At 70.8% G+C, this 17,935-nt stretch carries 12 protein-coding genes; 7 read left to right on the forward strand and 5 right to left on the reverse strand.

Annotated features, from left to right (window positions below):
• Positions 1–44 precede the first annotated feature (44 nt).
• On the reverse strand, positions 45–1,250 hold the full coding sequence (locus ACOKM3_RS04395; protein WP_426897068.1) for a cytochrome P450: 1,206 nt from the start codon (positions 1,248–1,250) through the stop codon (positions 45–47).
• Between the two features lie 142 nt (positions 1,251–1,392).
• On the opposite strand from ACOKM3_RS04395, the gene ACOKM3_RS04400 reads away from it, so the two are divergent.
• On the forward strand, positions 1,393–2,709 hold the full coding sequence (locus ACOKM3_RS04400; protein ID WP_426897070.1) for a glycoside hydrolase family 125 protein: 1,317 nt from the start codon (positions 1,393–1,395) through the stop codon (positions 2,707–2,709).
• On the opposite strand, the gene ACOKM3_RS04405 is transcribed toward ACOKM3_RS04400, so the two are convergent.
• Complete coding sequence (locus ACOKM3_RS04405) at positions 2,689–3,420, reverse strand: SDR family oxidoreductase (RefSeq protein ID WP_426897072.1); 732 nt, start codon at positions 3,418–3,420, stop codon at positions 2,689–2,691. The genes ACOKM3_RS04400 and ACOKM3_RS04405 overlap by 21 nt on opposite strands.
• A gap of 61 nt (positions 3,421–3,481) precedes the next feature.
• Here ACOKM3_RS04405 and ACOKM3_RS04410 point away from each other — a divergent pair, with 61 nt between their 5' ends.
• Positions 3,482–3,844: a MerR family DNA-binding transcriptional regulator gene (locus ACOKM3_RS04410; RefSeq protein ID WP_426897073.1), complete on the forward strand. Its 363-nt coding sequence runs from the start codon at positions 3,482–3,484 to the stop codon at positions 3,842–3,844.
• Here the strand turns inward: ACOKM3_RS04410 and ACOKM3_RS04415 are convergent.
• Positions 3,841–4,491: a TetR family transcriptional regulator gene (locus ACOKM3_RS04415; protein ID WP_426897075.1), complete on the reverse strand. Its 651-nt coding sequence runs from the start codon at positions 4,489–4,491 to the stop codon at positions 3,841–3,843. The genes ACOKM3_RS04410 and ACOKM3_RS04415 overlap by 4 nt on opposite strands.
• 160 nt (positions 4,492–4,651) lie before the next feature.
• On the opposite strand from ACOKM3_RS04415, the gene ACOKM3_RS04420 reads away from it, so the two are divergent.
• The 3 genes from ACOKM3_RS04420 to ACOKM3_RS04430 all read left to right on the forward strand — a co-directional run bounded on the left by ACOKM3_RS04420 (position 4,652) and on the right by ACOKM3_RS04430 (position 11,803).
• Positions 4,652–6,250, forward strand: coding sequence for a GMC oxidoreductase (locus ACOKM3_RS04420; RefSeq protein ID WP_426897077.1), 1,599 nt, complete (start codon positions 4,652–4,654; stop codon positions 6,248–6,250).
• A 205-nt stretch (positions 6,251–6,455) separates the two neighbouring features.
• The gene (locus tag ACOKM3_RS04425; RefSeq protein WP_426897079.1) at positions 6,456–10,346 is read left to right on the forward strand and encodes a Pls/PosA family non-ribosomal peptide synthetase; all 3,891 of its coding nucleotides are present in this window, start codon (positions 6,456–6,458) and stop codon (positions 10,344–10,346) included.
• Between the two features lie 83 nt (positions 10,347–10,429).
• Positions 10,430–11,803: a M1 family metallopeptidase gene (locus ACOKM3_RS04430; protein ID WP_426897081.1), complete on the forward strand. Its 1,374-nt coding sequence runs from the start codon at positions 10,430–10,432 to the stop codon at positions 11,801–11,803.
• A gap of 3 nt (positions 11,804–11,806) precedes the next feature.
• On the opposite strand, the gene ACOKM3_RS04435 is transcribed toward ACOKM3_RS04430, so the two are convergent.
• Together ACOKM3_RS04435 and ACOKM3_RS04440 are read right to left on the reverse strand one after the other, a co-directional pair.
• The gene (locus tag ACOKM3_RS04435) at positions 11,807–12,388 is read right to left on the reverse strand and encodes a dihydrofolate reductase family protein (RefSeq protein ID WP_426897083.1); all 582 of its coding nucleotides are present in this window, start codon (positions 12,386–12,388) and stop codon (positions 11,807–11,809) included.
• Between the two features lie 126 nt (positions 12,389–12,514).
• Complete coding sequence (locus tag ACOKM3_RS04440) at positions 12,515–14,875, reverse strand: beta-L-arabinofuranosidase domain-containing protein (protein WP_426897085.1); 2,361 nt, start codon at positions 14,873–14,875, stop codon at positions 12,515–12,517.
• 440 nt (positions 14,876–15,315) lie between these two features.
• Here ACOKM3_RS04440 and ACOKM3_RS04445 point away from each other — a divergent pair, with 440 nt between their 5' ends.
• Positions 15,316–16,968: a glycine/sarcosine N-methyltransferase gene (locus ACOKM3_RS04445; RefSeq protein ID WP_426897087.1), complete on the forward strand. Its 1,653-nt coding sequence runs from the start codon at positions 15,316–15,318 to the stop codon at positions 16,966–16,968.
• A 215-nt stretch (positions 16,969–17,183) separates the two neighbouring features.
• Positions 17,184–17,831: a DUF4232 domain-containing protein gene (locus ACOKM3_RS04450; RefSeq protein ID WP_426897089.1), complete on the forward strand. Its 648-nt coding sequence runs from the start codon at positions 17,184–17,186 to the stop codon at positions 17,829–17,831.
• Positions 17,832–17,935: the final 104 nt, after the last annotated feature.

Genomic DNA, 17,935 nt, shown 5'->3' on the forward strand with positions numbered 1-17,935 from the left:
GTCTTCTCGGAGGTGATGCTCGTACGGCGGGCGGGCCCCTCGGCTCACCCGCCGGCCGCGAACGGCAGCGTCTCGTACCGGCGCACGTAGCAGCCGTCCGCGAACGTACCGCGGGGCGCGTCGACCGTGAAGTGGGGGAAGCGGGAGATGAGTTCGGTGAGGGCGATCCGCCCCTGGAGGCGGGCCGCCGCGGCGCCCAGGCAGTGGTGCGGGCCGTAGCCGAAGGCCAGGTGCTGTGGGGTCGTACGCGCCAGGTCGACCTCGTCGGCGTGGGGGCCGAAGGCACGCGGGTCGCGGTTGGCTGAGCCGTGGAGGAGCAACACCTTGGCCCCCGCCGGCACGGTCCTGCCGTGCAGACTCAGGTCCTCGGTGAGGGTACGGGCCAGGCCCTGCACCGGCGACGCCAGGCGCAGCGCCTCCTCGACGAAGGGCCCGGTCGACTCCGGGTCCGATGCGATCCTCGCTCGTAACCCGGGTTGCTCGGTGAGGAGTTGGGCTGCGGTGGTGAGCAGTCCGATGGTCGTGTCGTTGCCGCCGGCGATCATGGTGAACGCGAATCCCAGGATCCGGATCACGGCCTGCGGATCGTCGGCCATGACACGGACGAGGTCGGAGACGGTGTCGTCGGCCGGGTGCGCGCGGCGCCGCTCGATCAGTTCCGCGAAGTACGCGAAGAGGTCGGCGACCGCTTCGCGCGCGTCGAGGGCGTGGCCCTGGGCGCCCGCCTGCACGATCGACTGCGTCCAGGCCGCGAATCGCTGCCGGTCGGCCGCGTCGACACCCAGGTAGTGGGCGACGACGAAACACGGGAGCGGCCGCATCAGTTCGGCGACGATATCGACCGGATCGCCCGCCCCTGCCATCTGGGCGATCGCATCGAGCCGGGTGCGGACGAAGTCGCGTACCGCGTCCGCCACGGATTCCACGCGGCGCGGGGTGAACCCCTTGGTGAGCAGCCCGCGGAACTCCGTGTGCTCCGGCGGGTCGAGCATGACCAGCGGCGGCGCGGCCTCCACTCCTGCCGCGGCCATGTCGTCGCGGACCACCGTAAGACCCTGGCGTGACGAGAACACCTCGGGGCGGCGCAGCGCGTCCAGGACGTCGTCGTAGCGGGAGAGCACCCAGTAGTCGCCGTCCTCGACGTGGTGGAGCGGATCGTGGTCGCGCAGGGCCGCGTACATCGCGTAGGGGTCGCGCCAGGACTCGGCACCGCGGGGAAGGAATCGGGCGGGTGGCGGGACGATGGTCATGGCGGCACGGTGAGCGACTTCTGACGCACTGTCAATAGTCGTCACCATCGCGAGCGCGGCGACGACCCAGCCCTGTCGCGCTCTTCCTCGCCCCTCGTTCGTGATCTACGTTTGGCATCGCCCCGCCACCGAAAGGCCTACGATGCCGTTTCCCACCAGCGTCCAGCACAACCCGGTCGTCCAACGGGCGGTCCGCCGCCTCGACGAGCTCGGCGACCCCCGCTTCGGACAGACGCTGCTGCGTTGCCTGGACGACACGCTGGCCCGCACCATCCGCCCGATGCCCGACGGCACCGCGTTCGTCGTGACGGGTGACATCCCCGCGATGTGGCTGCGTGACTCGACGACGCAGATGATGCCCTACCTGGCGCTGCTCGAGGACGACGAGGATCTGCAAGAGCTTCTCCTCGCCGTGCTGCGCCGCCAGTTCCGGCAGATCGCGCACAACCCGTACGCCAACGCGTTCAACGCCGAGCCCTCCGGGCGGGCCCACGACACGGACGACCTGTGCGAGGACCCCTGGGTCTGGGAGGAGAAGTACGAGGTCGACTCCCTCGCCTTCCCGCTCCTGCTGGCCCACCGTTTCTGGCGGGCGACCGGGCGCACCGACCACTTGGCGCAGGCGATGGAGGCGGCGCGCGCCGCGATCTCCGTATGGCGCACGGAGCAGGACCACGAGCACCTCTCCAAGTACCGCTTCGTACGGGCGAACGTCCCGGCGACCGACACCCTGCAGAACGAAGGGCGCGGCACACCCGTCGCCGAGACAGGGATGACCTGGAGCGGGTTCAGGCCCAGCGATGACGCGTGCACCTACGGCTACAACGTGCCCGCCAACCTGTGCGCGGCCGCTGCCCTCGACGGCTTCGCCGAGATGGCGCGGCACATACAGGACAGCGAACTGGCTGACAGCGCGGCCGAGTTGGCGGGCGAGCTGCGCGCGGCGACACAGCGGCACGGCACCGTCGACCACCCCGACCACGGCCCGATCTACGCCTACGAGGTCGACGGACTCGGCAACGCGCTCCTGACGGACGACGCCAACATGCCCAGCCTGCTGTCCCTGCCGCTGGTCGCCGGCATCTCGCCGAAGGACCCGCTGTACCTGGCGACCCGCGCGTTCGTGCTCTCGCCCGCCAACCCGACCTGGTACCGGGGAACGGCCGCCGAGGGCGTGGGTAGCCCGCACACCCCTGACGGTTACATCTGGCCGATCGCCCTCGCCGTGGAGGGTCTCACCAGCAACGGCCCCGACCGGCGGCTCCAGTTGCTGCACACCCTGATCGACACCGACGCCGGGACCGGGGCGATGCACGAGTCCTTCCACAAGGACGACCCGGACAGGTTCACCCGCGACTGGTTCTCCTGGGCCAACGCCATGTACGCGGAACTGGCCCTGGATCTGGCCGGGTTCGGCACTCGTTCCCTGTGGGACGTGTCATCGGGAGAGTCCGTGTAGGGCTTGTGCGGTCAATTGCGGATACAGAAGGGCCGGGTCCTCGCCGAGCCGCGACTTCCACTGGGTCGTCCGCTGGTCGGCCAGCACTTCGAGGGCGCCGGCCTCCAGGCCGTCCAGCGCGGCCTTGGCGATCACATCGGGGTCCGACTTCACGTCCTCGATTCCGGCCATCATGTCGGTGTCGACGCTCGCCATGGCCAGCGCCGTGACCTGGGTGCCCTGTCCCGCGAGTTCGTACCGGATCCCGTTGGTCAGCGCCCAAGCGGCGGCCTTGGACGCGCCGTAGCTGTTGGAGTGCTCGTATGCCATCCACGCCATGACCGACAGCACGTTGAGCACGGCACCGCCGCCGTTGGCGCCCAGGACCGGCGCGAAGGCGCGCACCATGCGCAGGGTGCCGAAGAAGTTGGTCTCCATCTCCAGCCGGATGTCCGACTCCGCACCGTCGGTGAGCCGGGCGAAGGTCGACACCCCGGCGTTGTTGACGAGCAGGGTGACGTCGTCGACCGCGTCCGCGGCCCGGGCCACCGAGGCGTCATCGGTGACGTCCAGGATCAGCGGGACGACGCCCGGCATCTCGGGGACGGTCTCCGGACGGCGGGTGGCCGCGTAGATCTTCTTAACTCCCCGGCGTCGCAGCTCGGCGACGAAGCTGTGTCCGATGCCGCGGTTGGCGCCGGTGACCAGCGCAATCTCGTTTCGAATGTCCATGCCCGCTACGCTAAAACCTCACGTCGACGTGAGAGTCAAGCGCGGGCGAGGGGACGGGACCATGAAAATCGGGGAGCTGGCGCATCGGGCCGGCGTGAGTGTGCGCGCCTTGCGCTACTACGAGGAACAGGGCTTGCTGAGTCCGGAGCGCACACCGTCGGGGCAGCGCCGCTACGCCGAAGGCACCGTCGAGGTGGTCCGCCTGTTCCAGCAGTTCTACGCGGCCGGCCTCAGCAGCCGTTCCATCGCGGCGCTGCTGCCCTGCGTGAACAACGGCCGCACCACCGCCCCGCAGCGCCGCCTGCTGCGCACCGAGCGCGACCGCCTCTCGGCCAAGGTCGAGGAGATGACTCACACCCTCCGTCGACTCGACCAGCTCATCACCGCCGCCGACCACCGCGGTGGGACGACTGACAGCCACTAGTACGGCAGCCCCTCCGACGCCGCGCGCAGGGCGACGTCGAGGCATGCGGCGAACTCGTCGTACGAGGCCTCGGGTTGGTCCGCGTAGCGGCGGGCGAAGTCCTCCGCGGCCGCGCGCAGGGCGCCGTTGAGGGTCGCGGCGTGAACCGTCACACGCAGGTCGTCGGCGTGGCCGCCGGAGCGTTCCGCGAGCAGGCGGCCGAGGACGGGGAGCGCGTCGTCGTGGGCCTGGAGCCAGACGGCGCGCAGCGCGGGCTCGGTCGAGGTCATGCGGATCAGGGCCAGGATGGTGGGCGTGCCCTGCGGCAGATCGCCCGTTCCGCGCGACTCGGTGAAGAAGTCCAGCAGGCTCATGTGGGCGGGCCAGCGCCGCAGTTGGGTCACCGCGAAGTCGAGTCCCGCCGCGAGCAGCGGGAGCACGCAGCTCTCCTTCGTCGGGAAGTGCCGCCACAGCGTGCGTGAGGAGACACCGACGGCCTCCGCAATCTGCGCTCCCGTCGTGGCGGTGACGCCCTGGGAGGTGAACAGGCGCACCGCCTCGCAGGCGATCTCGAACCGGAGCGCGGCCTTGCGGCGTTCGGCGAGCGAGGGCCGCTCACCTGTCGGCGTCGGCTCCTGCCGCCACTCTTCCCATGGCATCTGTCGCATGCCGCCATCTTGTCACTGAGTGACACGCGACTCTACTCTGCGGTAGCTGACCGGCGAGTAACCACCCTACTCTCGCCCGGAGTTGGCAGGCGTACGCGTATGCCCCTGTGCCCTCTGCCCCCTTGTGACCTCCCTCCCCCACTTGGTCAAGGAGTTGCTCATGCCCTCCCCCACCAGGCGCGCCCTGCTCACCGGCGCCACCGCCCTCGCCGCCACCGCCGCCCTCCCGGCCCCGGTCGCGGCGGCCGCACCCGCCCGCGTACGCCTGACCCGCGAGGAACACCGCGTCGTCGTCATCGGATCGGGATTCGGCGGTGGCGTCGCCGCACTGCGGCTCGCCCAGGCGGGCGTCCCGGTGACCGTCCTCGAACGCGGGCGGCGCTGGCCGACCGGCCCGAACGCGGAGACCTTCCCGCACGTCTCCGGGCTCGACAAGCGGGTGCTCTGGTACGGCACCCTCCCCGAGGCCGTCCGGCCGCTGGCCCGCCTGATCGGCACCCCGCTCGGCTTCGCCCCCTACGCGGGGCTCCTCGAACCGGTCCTCGGGGAGAACATCCTGAGCGTGTGCGCGGCCGGGGTCGGCGGCGGATCGCTCGTCTACCAGGGCATGACGCTCCAGCCATCGGAGTCCGTCTTCAACACCTGGCTGCCCGAAGACCTCGACTACCGGCGCATGGACCGCGTCCACTATCCACGCGTCGCCCGCATGCTCAAGGCGGACACCGCCCCCGACCAACTGATCGACTCACCCAACTACTTCGCGTCCCGGGTCTTCGGCGAACGGGTCCGCAAGGCCGGATACGGCCTGGAGAAGATCCCCATGCCGATCGACTGGGACTACGCCCTGGCCGAACTGCGCGGTGACATGAAGCCCTCGTACACGAACGGCGACTGCGCGCTCGGCGTCAACAACGGCGGCAAGCACTCCGTGGACGTGACCTACCTGAAGCAGGCCGAGGCGACCGGCAAGGTCACCGTCGCCACCCACCACAACGTCACCTCCGTGGCCCGCGCCGCCGACGGCCGCTGGGAGGTGCACGTCGACCACACCGACGACTCCGGCACCGTGCTGGAGCAGAAGGTGCTCACCACCCGCGCCCTGATCATGGCGGCCGGCAGCGTCAACACCAGCAAACTCCTGGTCCGCGCCGGCGCGACCGGCGCCGTCCCCGACCTGCCGGACGGGCTCGGCGAGGGCTGGGGCACCAACGGCGACCGCATCTACGCGTGGACCAGCCTCCAGGAGGACTTCGGCGGCGAACAGGGCGGTCCCGTCGTCTACGGCAGCAAGGACTGGGCCGACCCGGCCACCGCGAACACCGTGATCCAGGCCTCCCTCCCGCCTCTCGGCCTCGACACCCGCACGACCATGCTGGTGGGCTTCGGCGTCAGCCCCGACCGCGGCCGGCTGCGCTACAACTCCGCCACCGACTCCGTGTCCCTGCACTGGCCCGCGGGCGGTGACGAGACCAGCTACCGCGCCATCCATCGGCGGGTCACGACGATCTCCCGTGGTCTCGGTGCCCTCATCGACACCAACTCCCTGGTCAACAGCACCTGGCATCCACTGGGCGGCGCCCCGATGGGCACCGTGTGCGACCTGGAGGGACGCGTCCAGGGCCAGCGCGGTCTCTACGTACTCGACGGCGCGCTCATCCCCGGCACCACCGGCGCCTGCAACCCCTCGATGACCATCGCCGCGGTGGCCGAGCGCGCCATGGACAGCATCACCGCCAAGGATGTCGGCACGGTCATCTGACCTCCCCGAGGCATGGTCTCCCAGCCCAACTGAGCGCCACCCCGGTGGAGTTCAAAAGTACCGATTGACCTGCACGATCCGCGTCCTGCGTCCCGGACGCCGTAACATGTCCCGGTTGTCCGGCTCCGGCCGGACAACTCAGGGCAGTTCGGGGGCACTTGCGTCGCGCCGGCCGGGGCTGCCGTCTCCTCGACGTTGGGACCCGATGGACGCCACTCGCGCACACGACGAGCTCAGCCTGCTCGAAGCGGAGCTGACCGAACGGCTCGACGCTCCGGCGCACTTCTCCGCGAAGGACGCCGCCGCCCCGCGCACCCTGGTCGACATCCTCGACGCGACCGTCCGAAAGCACCCCGACGAGCTCGCCCTCGACGACGGCGTGCGCCGACTGACGTACCGCGCGCTGGACGCCGAGGTCGACCGGCTGCGCAGCCGTCTGGCCGAGGCCGGGGTGGGGCGCGGCGACCGCGTCGGCGTGCGGGTGCCGTCGGGGACGAACGACCTGTACGTCGCCATTCTCGCCGTGCTCTCGGCGGGCGCCGCATACGTACCCGTGGATGCCGAGGATCCGGACGAGCGGGCCGAACTCGTCTTCGGCGAAGCGGGAGTGCGGACCGCGATCGGAGCGGGGCACGCCTTCACCGTCGCGGAGCCCTCCCCCGTTCCCGCCGGGCAGCCCGGGCCCGAGGACGACGCGTGGATCATCTTCACGTCCGGTTCGACCGGGCGGCCCAAGGGCGTCGCCGTCCGCAACCGCGGCGCCGCGGCGTTCGTCGACGCGGAGGCCGCGCTCTTCCTCGCCGAGGATCCGATCGGGCCCGGCGACCGGGTCATGGCGGGCCTGTCCGTCGCCTTCGACGCGTCCTGCGAGGAGATGTGGCTGGCGTGGCGGCACGGCGCCTGCCTGGTGCCGGTGCCGCGCGCCCAGGTGCGTGGCGGCGCCGATCTCGGGCCCTGGCTGGCCGAGCAGGAGATCACCGTGATCTCCACCGTGCCGACGCTGGCCGCGCTGTGGGAGCCGGAGGCCCTGAACGACGTCCGGCTGCTGATCTTCGGCGGCGAGGCGTGCCCGCCCGAGCTCGTCCAGCGCCTGGTCACCGAGGGCCGCGAGGTGTGGAACACGTACGGGCCCACCGAGGCCACCGTCGTCTCCTGCGCCGCCCTGATGACCGGCGCCGAGCCGATCCGCATCGGGCTGCCGCTGGACGGCTGGGAACTCGCCGTGGTCGACGAGGCCGACCGGCCCGTCCCGATGGGCGCCAGCGGTCAACTCGTCATCGGCGGCGTGGGGTTGGCCCGCTATCTCGACCCGGCCAAGGACGCCGAGAAGTACCCGCCGCTGCCCGCCCTCGGCTGGGAGCGCGCCTACCGCAGTGGCGACCTGGTCAAGGCCGACCCCGAGGGGCTGGTCTTCCTCGGGCGCGGCGACGAGCAGATCAAGCTCGGCGGGCGGCGCATCGAACTCGGCGAGGTCGACTCCGCGCTCCAGGCGCTGCCCGGCGTCGCGGGCGCGGCCTGCGCCGTGCGCACCGCACGCGGCGGCAACCAGCTGCTCGTCGGCTACATCGTCACCCAGGAGGGCTGGCAGCACGCGGCCGCCGTGGACAAGCTGCGCTCCGAACTGCCCGCCGCCCTCGTGCCGTTGCTCGCGCCCGTCGCCGAGCTGCCCACGCGCACCTCCGGCAAGGTCGACCGCGACGCGCTGCCGTGGCCACTGCCCGACGTGGCGACCGACGCCCCGGCCGAGCAGCTCTACGGCACCGAGGCCTGGCTCGCCGAGCAATGGACCGAGACCCTCGGCGTCCCCGTCACCGACGCGCACGACAACTTCTTCACCATCGGGGGCGGCAGCCTCGCCGCCGCCCAGCTCACCACCCGGCTGCGGACCCGCTACCCGGACGCCGCCGTGATCGACCTCTACGAGCGACCGGTCCTGCGCAAGCTGGCCCGCCGCCTGGAGAAGTCGGCGCAGGACGACGGCGCGGAGCGCACGATCGCCCCGGTCCCGAACCGCGCCAAGCTCGTCCAACTGCTGCTCCTGATACCGCTGTTCACCCTCAACGGCCTGCGCTGGACGGTCGCGCTCGCCGCGCTGGCCGACGTCCTGCACCGGTTCGGCGGCTACGCGTGGGCCCCGGCCGCCTCCTGGTGGCTGCTCGCGCCCGCGGCACTGGTCCTGTTCAGCCCGCCGGGCCGGCTCGCCGTGGCGGTGTGCGGCGCCCGGCTGCTGCTGCGCGGCGTCGGCCCGGGTACGTATCCGAGAGGCGGCGGCGTCCATCTGCGGCTGTGGACCGCCGAGCGGCTCGCCGAGCACAGCGGCGCCACCTCGCTGACCGGCTCCTGGCTCCAGCGCTACGCCCGCGCGCTCGGCGCCCGGGTCGGCCCCGACGTCGACCTGCACTCGCTGCCGCCGGTCACCGGCCTGCTCAAGCTCGGCCGCGGCTGTGCCGTCGAGAGCGAGGTCGACCTGTCGGGGCACTGGCTCGACGGCGACCGCCTGGAGATCGGCGCCGTGAAGGTCGGCGCGGGCGCCCTGGTCGGCACGCGGAGCGTCCTGTTCCCGGGCGCCCGGGTGGGCAAGCGCGCCGAGATCGCGCCGGGCTCCACCGTCCAGGGGCACGTACCGACCGGTCAGCGCTGGGCGGGCTCCCCGGCGGTCAAGCTCGGCAAGACCAAGCGGGAGTGGCCCGCGCAGCGGCCGCCGCGCACGGTGGGCTGGCGCGCGATGTACGGCGCCGCAGGCCTCGGCCTCACGCTCCTCCCGCTCCTGTCCGCCCTCCCGGCGCTGCTCGTCGCGCGCGCCTTCGTGCCCGCGGGCGCCGGGCTCGGCGAGGCCCTGCGCGGCGGACTGCTCGCCGCCGCCCCCGCGGCGCTCGCCTACGGACTCACGTACGCCGTGCTGATCCTGGCCAGTGTCCGCTTGGCCGGGCTCGGCCTGCGGGAAGGTACGTTCCCGGTGCACAGCCGGGCGGGCTGGCAGTCCTGGACCGTGACCCAGCTGATGGACCTGTCCCGGCAGACGCTGTTCCCGCTGTACGCGGGGCTCGTCACGCCGGTGTGGATGCGGCTGCTCGGCATGCGCGTCGGCCGGGACGCCGAGGTGTCCACGGTGCTCGCGCTGCCCGGCCTCACCACGGTCGGCGACGGCGCGTTCCTCGCCGACGACACGCTGACCGCGCCGTACGAACTCGGGGGCGGCTGGGTGCGGATCGGGCGCGCCCGGATCGGCCGCCGGGCGTTTCTCGGCAACTCGGGCATGACGGCGCCCGGCCGCTCGGTGCCGGACGACGGTCTGGTGGGCGTCCTGTCGGCCACCCCGAAGAAGGCCAAGCAGGGCAGTTCGTACCTGGGTCTGCCGCCGGTCCGGCTGCCCCGCCCGGCCACCGGCGTCGATCCGAGCCGCACCTACACACCGCCGCTCCGGCTGCGCTGGGCGCGCGCCCTGGTCGAACTGGGCCGTCTCGTCCCGGTGTTCTGCTCGGCGGCGCTGATCGTCCTGGTCCTCGGCGCGCTGGCCGCCGTCGCCTCGGCCCACGGCCTGTGGGTGGCGGCACTCGTCAGCGGCCCCGTCCTCCTGGCCGCGGGCGTCCTCGCGTGCACGGTCTCGATCGTGGCCAAGTGGCTGCTGGTCGGCAGCCATCGCACGGGCGAGCACCCGCTGTGGTGCGGTTTCGTGTGGCGGGACGAACTGGCCGACACCTTCGTGGAGATGCTCGCCGTGCCCTGGCTCGCCGGATCGGTGCCCGGCACCCCGGTCCTCACCGCCTGGCTGCGCGGGCTCGGCGCGCACATCGGGGCGGGCGTGTGGTGCGAGAGCTACTGGCTCCCGGAGACCGACCTGGTCACCCTGGAGGCCGGGGCGACCGTGAACCGGGGCTGTGTCCTGCAGACGCACCTCTTCCACGACCGGATCTTGCGGACGGATACTGTGACCCTTCGCGAGGGCGCCACGCTGGGTCCGGGCGGAATCGTGCTGCCGGGCAGCGAGATCGGCGCCCGCAGCACGCTGGGGCCCGCGTCCCTGGTGATGGCCGGCGAGTCGGTGCCGCCGGGCAGCCGGTGGCTCGGCAACCCGATAGAGGCGTGGCGCCCGTGAACCGGTGGGCCCCGAAGGCGCGTTGGCCATGTCGTACGGGTAAGAGGACGAGTACGGGCACAGGGACAGGGAGCGGACGAGGCGTGAACGGGCAGCACTACGGTCAGCACCACAGCGGCCGGAACCACGGGCAGCACGGTCCCGACTCCTACTTCCCGTCCAACGGGGACCCCCGCTACCGGGTGCACCGCTACGAGCTCGACCTGGACTACCGGCCCGAGCCCAACCGGCTGGCCGGCACGGCCCGGCTCAGCGCCATCGCGGGCCGCGCCGAACTGGACGAGTTCCAGCTGAACTTCGCCGACTTCCGGATCGGCCGGATCCGGGTCGACGGCCGTCCCGCGCACTACACGCTGCGCGGTGGCCGGCTGCGGATCCGGCCGGCGAAGCCACTGGCCGCGAGCGCCGCGTTCACCGTCGAGGTGCACTACTCCGGCAACCCGAAGCCGGTGAAGAGCGCCTGGGGCGGCCTGGGTTGGGAGGAGCTGACCGACGGCGCGCTCGTCGCAAGCCAGCCGGTCGGCGCCCCCTCCTGGTACCCGTGCAACGACCGCCCCGCCGACAAGGCCGCGTACCAGATCTCCCTCACCACCCCCTCCGCGTACCAGGTGGTGATCGGCGGCCGCCTCCTCACCCGTACGACCAGGGCCTCGACCACGACCTGGCTGTACGAGCAACCCGCCCCCACCTCCAGCTACTTGGTCGGCCTGGCCATCGGCAGATTCCAGACGGCGCTGCTCGGCGATCCGGGCCTCGACCGGGTCCCGCAGACCGGCCACTTCCCGGCCCATCTGCTCACCGACTTCTCCCGCGACTTCGCGCGCCAGCCGCAGATGATGGCCCTGTTCCAGGAGCTGTTCGGCCCCTACCCGTTCGGCGAGTACGCGGTCGTGGTGGCCGACGAGGAGCTCGACGTGCCCGTGGAGGCGCAGGGCCTGTCGCTGTTCGGCACCAACCACGTGGACGGCGCCCGGAGTTCGGAGCGGCTCATCGCCCACGAGCTGGCCCACCAGTGGTTCGGCAACAGCGTCACCGTCGCCGACTGGCAGCACATCTGGCTGCACGAGGGCCTCGCCAAGTACGCGGAGTGGCTCTGGTGCGAACGCTCGGACGGCCGCGGCGCACAGGACCTGGCCGCCGCGGCCCACCGGCTGCTCGCCGACCTCCCCGAGAACCTGTCCCTGGCCGACCCGGGGCGTAAGAACATGTTCGACGACCGCCTCTACGAGCGCGGCGCCCTGGCGATCCACGCCCTGCGCTGCGCACTCGGCGACGAGGCGTTCTTCGAGGCCCTGCGCGCCTGGACGGACCTGCACCGGCACGGCGTCGTCACGACCGAGATGTTCGCGGCGCACATGGAGCGGTTCGCGCGCCGCCCCGTGGACGAGGTGTTCCGGGCGTGGATCCACGAGACGGCGCTGCCGGAGGTTCCGGTGCTGGCGGCCTCGAACCGTTAATGATCAGACGTGCAGGATCGGCCGGTAGACCAGCTCCTGGATGTGGCTGTCGAGCGTGCGCTGCTCCAGCAGCTCCAGGTCGAAGTCGGCCGCGCCCTGGAAGATCGGGTCGAGCCCGGTCCGCCCGGTGATCACGGGGAAGAGCGTCACCTGGACGCGGTCCACCAGACCCGCCGCCATCAGCGCCCGGTTCATGGACAGGCTGCCGTGCGAGCGCAGCGGCACCGGGGAATCCGCCTTGAGCCGGGCGACGACATCGACGGCGTCGCCCGGCGCGACGGTCGCGTCCGGCCAGTCCAGCGGCTCTTCCAGCGTGCTCGACACGACCGTGGCAGGCAGGCCGATCATCCGCGTGACCCAGGGATCGCGCACCTCCGACTCCTCGGTGCTGGAGGCCAGCATCCGCGCGAACGCCCGGTACGTGTCCGCACCGAAGACCATCCGCTGCTCCTCGCGGTACAGGTCGAGGCGGTGATCGAGCAGCTCGGGGCCCTGCTTGCCCCAGTACCCGGTCCAGCTGCCGCCGTCGGCGGCGCCGAACCCGTCGAGGCTGGAGAAGACGTCGAACGTATAGGAAGCGGCCATGATGCCCTCCGGGTCTGCGATGGATCGAGCGTCGAAAGTGCAGACCGACCATCGCGCCGGGACTCATCGCCAGAGCCGGGACGGCACCGCACCGCATCGCACCGCACCGCACCGCACCGCACAGAGCTAGGGTGCCAGCTCACGCTCCGCCGCGGTCGCGTGCTCGACGACGGTGGCGCGCTGCTCCTTCGTGAAGAGGCCGGCGGCGACCCACTTGTCAGCGGTCCGCTCCACCCGGCGGACGAAGTCGCGGTGCTCGGCGAACGGTGCTCCGTCCCACACCACGTCGAGGAAGGTCAGGCCCTCGTCGCCGGGTGAGGTGACGCCCTCGACCGGCACGTCGTAGTCCGGCAGGTTGTCGTCGCGCTTGCGGTTGGGCACGCCGGTGGCGACGGAGCCGAAGACCACCTCGGGTTCGACGCGCTTGAAGTAGGCGGACTGGGGCTGCCGGTCGCCGACATAGTGCGGGCGCAGGGTGCGGTCGCCGACGGCGAGGGTCTGGCCGGGGCGCGGGGTGATCGCCGACCGGGCGTAGTTCCCGTCGCGCTTGAGGTGCCGGTAGAGCGTCAGCTCCTGGAATTCGCCCTTGGCCACCTCGCCGAGCACCGGCATCAACAGCGGACCCCAGAAGACCGATTGGATCTCCGGGCGGTCGATGGCGCGCTCGATGCGGACGGTGAACGGCATCGAGATCTCGACGGTGTCGCCGGGGCGCCAGTCGCGGTCGATCGTGAGGTAGCTGCCCGGCTTCGGGCGCGGGCCGGTGCGGCGGCGCCCGTTGACCGAGACCGCGAAGCCGTCCTTGGTGTCGGCCACCCAGCCGGGGACGCGCAGCTTGAGGGCGAGCCGGCCGCGTCCCTCGACCTTCAGCGTGCTGCGCTGTTCGCGCGGGAAGCCGGTCGTCTGGGTGACCGTGAGGCCCCGGTCCCGCCAGCGCAGGGTGGAGGGGACGTACAGGTTGACCCACAGGGTCTTGTCGTCGGCCGAGCGGAAGTACACCGTCTCCTGGTACTTGGTGCCGCCTTCGAGGCCGCTGCCGCCGCAGCAGGTTCCGGTGTTGTCGTACTCGCGGGCGGCGCCCGGGGTCAGCGGCTGGAAGTAGGCGAGCTGCGGATCGTCCGTCCGGTCCGTGTCGGCGCGCTGCCCGAGCACCATGTTGACCAGGCCGCGCTCGTAGTAGTCCATGTAGGCCGGGTCGGGGTCGAGGGTGAAGAGATTGCGCGCCAGCTTGAGCAGGTTGTACGTGGTGCAGGACTCGGCCCCGTCGCCCGCGATGGCGTGGGCGACGTTGTCGCGGTTCTGGAACGCCTCGGGGTTGGTGTTGCTGCCGGGGACGGTCCCGCTGGTGCCCCCGTGCGCGAACATCCGATGGGGGACGACCATGCCGAAGAAGTTCTCCGCCGCGCGCCGGTAGTCGTCGTCCCGGTTCTGCTCGAAGACCCGTAGGTAGCCGATGAAGTTGGGGACGTGCGTGTTGGCGTGCAGGTGGTTCGGGCGTCTGCGGCCGGGGCGGTTCTCGTCGGTGGTGACGAGGATGTCGCGGTTCTCGACGCAAGCCTGGAAGAGGGACTCGCGGCTGTCGAAGAGCCGGGCGGTCTCCAGGTGGCGCCCGTCGCCGGTGAGCGCGTGGATCTCGGCGAGGACCTCGTTGGCGCCGCCGTACTCCCCCGCGATGTAGGTGTCCCACAGGTAGTTCAGGTCGTCGCGGGTGACGGGCCCCTTGTAGTCGGGGTGTTCGATGTCGCCGAGTGTCAGTGCCAGGTGGGCCCAGTCCGCCATGGCCCGGACGATCTCGAAGGCCTGCTCGTTGCCGGTGAGGGTGTACGCGTCCAGCAGGCCGCGCATGATCTTGTGCTGGGTGTACCAGGGCGCCCAGGTGTTGGTGTCGGGGTCGCTGCCGTACACGGCGAACCGGGGCGGGCCCGCGCGCAGCACGGTGTCCTCGGGCAGTGCGCCCAGGTAGCCCGGGTGGACCGTCTTGCCCTTCAGCGCGTCCTGGCAGGCGCCCAGTTCGGACACCATGCGGTCGAGCTTGTCCTTGTAGACCTGTTCGCCCTGGTCGACGTGGGACTGCGCGAGGGCGGTGAGGTAGTGGCCGGCCCAGTGGCCGCTGAGCAGGCCGCCGTCCTCCCAGCCTCCGGGCACCTCGAGGCCGGGCGGGTTGGACCGGCCCGCGACCTTGTTGAACAGCACGAGGAAGCGCCGCTCGTCGTAGGCGCGGATGAAGGCCTTCACCCTGTCGCGCTTCTCCTGGAACAGGCCCTTGCCCAGGGCAACTTCGTTCAGCCGGAAGGGCCGGACGGGTGCCGTGCTGCCGGCGCCGACGTACGGCGGAAGCTCCTTCGCGAGCGCGTGGGCCGCGCCGGTGCCGGGCTCCGCCGCCAGGGCGGCCGTCGGCCAGGAGCCGGCCGCCACGGCGGCGGTGCCGAGGGCCGAAGCGGCCATGAAGTCACGCCGTCTCATCGACCGGCCTCCGGACGTCGTCATGTCCCTCCCCTTTCCCGGGAGTTACGGCTTCGTTCGGGATACCGAACTGCCTCTGACTTATCGAACAGTCCTGAACGGGGCCCAAGATCTCACGCGGGGTGGACCGCACGTCAACACCTCTGCACACCGGGCGCGACCGCCCTGGAGCGGTTTCCGGCCCTGGCCGACTATCGCCGTCGCGGCGGTTCCTCCTCGAATGACCTTTATACGAGACGGTTTCACTCTCTCCACCTCAAACAATCTTGGGCCGGAGAGGCGCTGGCCAGGCGCGCTCTTTGCCTCAACCCCGGCCCTGTATACGAACTTTGGAGGCATGAGACCGCTCAGTCTTGGACAGCGATGCGCTCAGACCGTGCGGCTCCCGAGTGCTGGAGCTCTGTGCCGTCTTGGGCTGCCGCGTCAGGGCAAGATTCCTCAGAGCTGAAGGGTTCCCCATCATCGTGCAACCGGCCCAAGAGTTCGGCGACAACCCTGTCGAAGTACGCGAAACCGGGCACTACACAGAGGAGTACGTCCCCAGCTTCGTCGAGAAATGGGACTCCCTCATAGATTGGGAGAAGAGGGCGGAGAGCGAAGGCAATTTCTTCATCGACCTGCTGCGGAAGTGGGGGGTGAAGAGCGTGCTCGATGTCGCGACGGGCACGGGATTCCACTCCGTGGCGCTGCTGTCCGCGGGATTCGAGACCGTCAGCGCGGACGGCAGCGCGGAGATGCTGGCGAGGGCTTTCGAGAACGGCCAGAAGCGGGGAGACCATATCCTGCGGGTCGTCCAGGCGGACTGGCGATGGCTCAACCGGGACGTCCACGGGGAGTACGACGCCATTGTCTGTCTCGGCAACTCCTTCACGCATCTCTTCTCGGAACGCGACCGGCGCAAGGCGCTGGCCGAGTTCTACGCGATGCTCAAGCACGACGGAATTCTCATCCTGGATCAGCGCAATTACGACGCGATCCTGGACGACGGGTACACGAGCAAGCACCGCTACTACTACTGCGGTGAGGACGTCATTGTCGAGCCGGAGTATGTCGACGAGGGGCTGTGCCGTATGCGGTACAGCTTCCCGGACAGCTCCATGTACTACCTCAACATGTTTCCGCTGCGGAAGGACTACACGCGGAAACTGATGTCCGACGTCGGTTTCCAGCGCATCGAGACCTACGGCGACTTCCAGCACACCTACCGGCGTGAACAGCCGGACTTCTTCATCCATGTCGCGGAGAAGGAGTACAGGACGGAGGGAGAGGACCAGTACAAGGGCGCGGTCGGCACCGCCCGCAGCTACTACAACTCCCCCGACGCCGACACCTTCTACGCCACGGTGTGGGGCGGCGAGGACATCCACATCGGCCTGTACGAGCGGGCCGACGAGCCCATCGCGGACGCCAGCCGGCGGACCGTCGAGCAGATGGCGTCCAAGCTCGGGCTGACCCGGGACTCCGTGGTGCTCGACCTCGGTTCCGGGTTCGGCGGTTCGGCTCGCTACCTCGCGGAGACGTACGGCTGCCGGGTGCTGGCCCTCAACCTCAGCGAGGTGGAGAACCAGCGCCACAAGGAGCTGAACTCGGCCCGCGGGCTCACCGACCGGATCGAGGTCGTGGACGGGTCCTTCGAGGACATCCCGTACCCGGACGACCAGGTCGATGTCGTCTGGTCCCAGGACGCCTTCCTGCACAGCGGGAACCGGGGCCAGGTCCTCAAGGAGATCGCCCGGGTGCTGCGGCCCGGCGGCCATCTCATCTTCACCGACCCGATGGCGGCGACGGACGGCGGCAGCACCGACGTACTGCAGCCGATCCTCGACCGGATCCACCTGGACGACATGGGATCGCCCGGCTTCTACACGCGCGAGCTGAAGCGGCTCGGGTTCACCGCCGTCGACGGCGGGTTCGAGGAGCACCGCGAGCAGTTGGTGAACCACTACACGCGGGTCCTCGAGGAGACCGAGCGCCTGGAGGCCGAGGGGCTGGCCAGAAGGATCAGCCACGACTACCTCACCGGGATGAAGACGGGACTCGGTCACTGGATCAACGGTGGCCGCGAATCCCACCTCACGTGGGGCATCTTCCACTTCCGTCTCGGCGGCGACGACTGAGCGGTACGGCTGAGCGAGACGCCTGAGCAAGCCCCCTGAGTGACCTTCCACCGGCCGGCCCCGAGGCACCTACGGGGCCGGCCGGTCGGGCTGTCACCTGCCCTTACACGGTGAGCCTGTGACAGAACGAAGACACCTCGCAGCACTGCCTGTGACTCGGTGCGGGATACAAATACTTCAGACCGCACACACCGAGCCACCCACGGGGGAACCCCATGAAGTACACCCGCATCTCCGCTTTCGCCGCCCTCGGTGTCGCCGCCACCCTCTCGCTCACCGCCTGCGGTGGCGGTGACTCCGGTACGGACGCCTCCGCCAAGGACTCCTCGGCCACTTCTTCGTCCGCGTCCTCCGACAGCGGCTCGAAGTCGGAGGCCGGCGACGCGAAGGCGGGCTCCGGCAGCGGCACCGAGGTCAAGGCCGGCGCCGCGAACACCGGGACGGTTTCCGGCACCAAGGCCACCTTCTGCAAGACGGAGGACCTGGCCATCGACGCCGTGGACGCCGCGCCCGACGAGACCACAGGACGCATCAACATCTCCATGGTCAACCGGGGTTCGACCACGTGCTCGGCGACCGGCTTCGCGGGCGTCGACATCAAGGACGAGGACAACACCTCGAACCCCATCGAGCGCGGCCACGCCGAGCCGCGTGTCACCACCCTGAAGCCGGGCGACGCCGCGGTGTTCAACCTCGCCTACGACATCGACAACTCCGGTGAGAGCCTCTCGTCCCCGACCAACATCCTGGTGACGCCCCCGAACGAGACCCACTCCGTGACCCTGGACTGGCCCGCGGGCGCGGGAGACATCAAGGGCGCCTACACCGACGTCCAGGTCTACCCGACGCACACCGCCAAGTAGGACCGTCGGGGCGGGACTCGCGGGCCGTCGGATCGGCGGCCCGCCGCCCGGCCGGGGCCAATTCGGCCACAGACCGGAGCCGCTGAAATATGATCACGCCATGC

Origin of the sequence: Streptomyces nidicola (assembly GCF_050106155.1) — a bacterium.
Classification (GTDB): domain Bacteria; phylum Actinomycetota; class Actinomycetes; order Streptomycetales; family Streptomycetaceae; genus Streptomyces.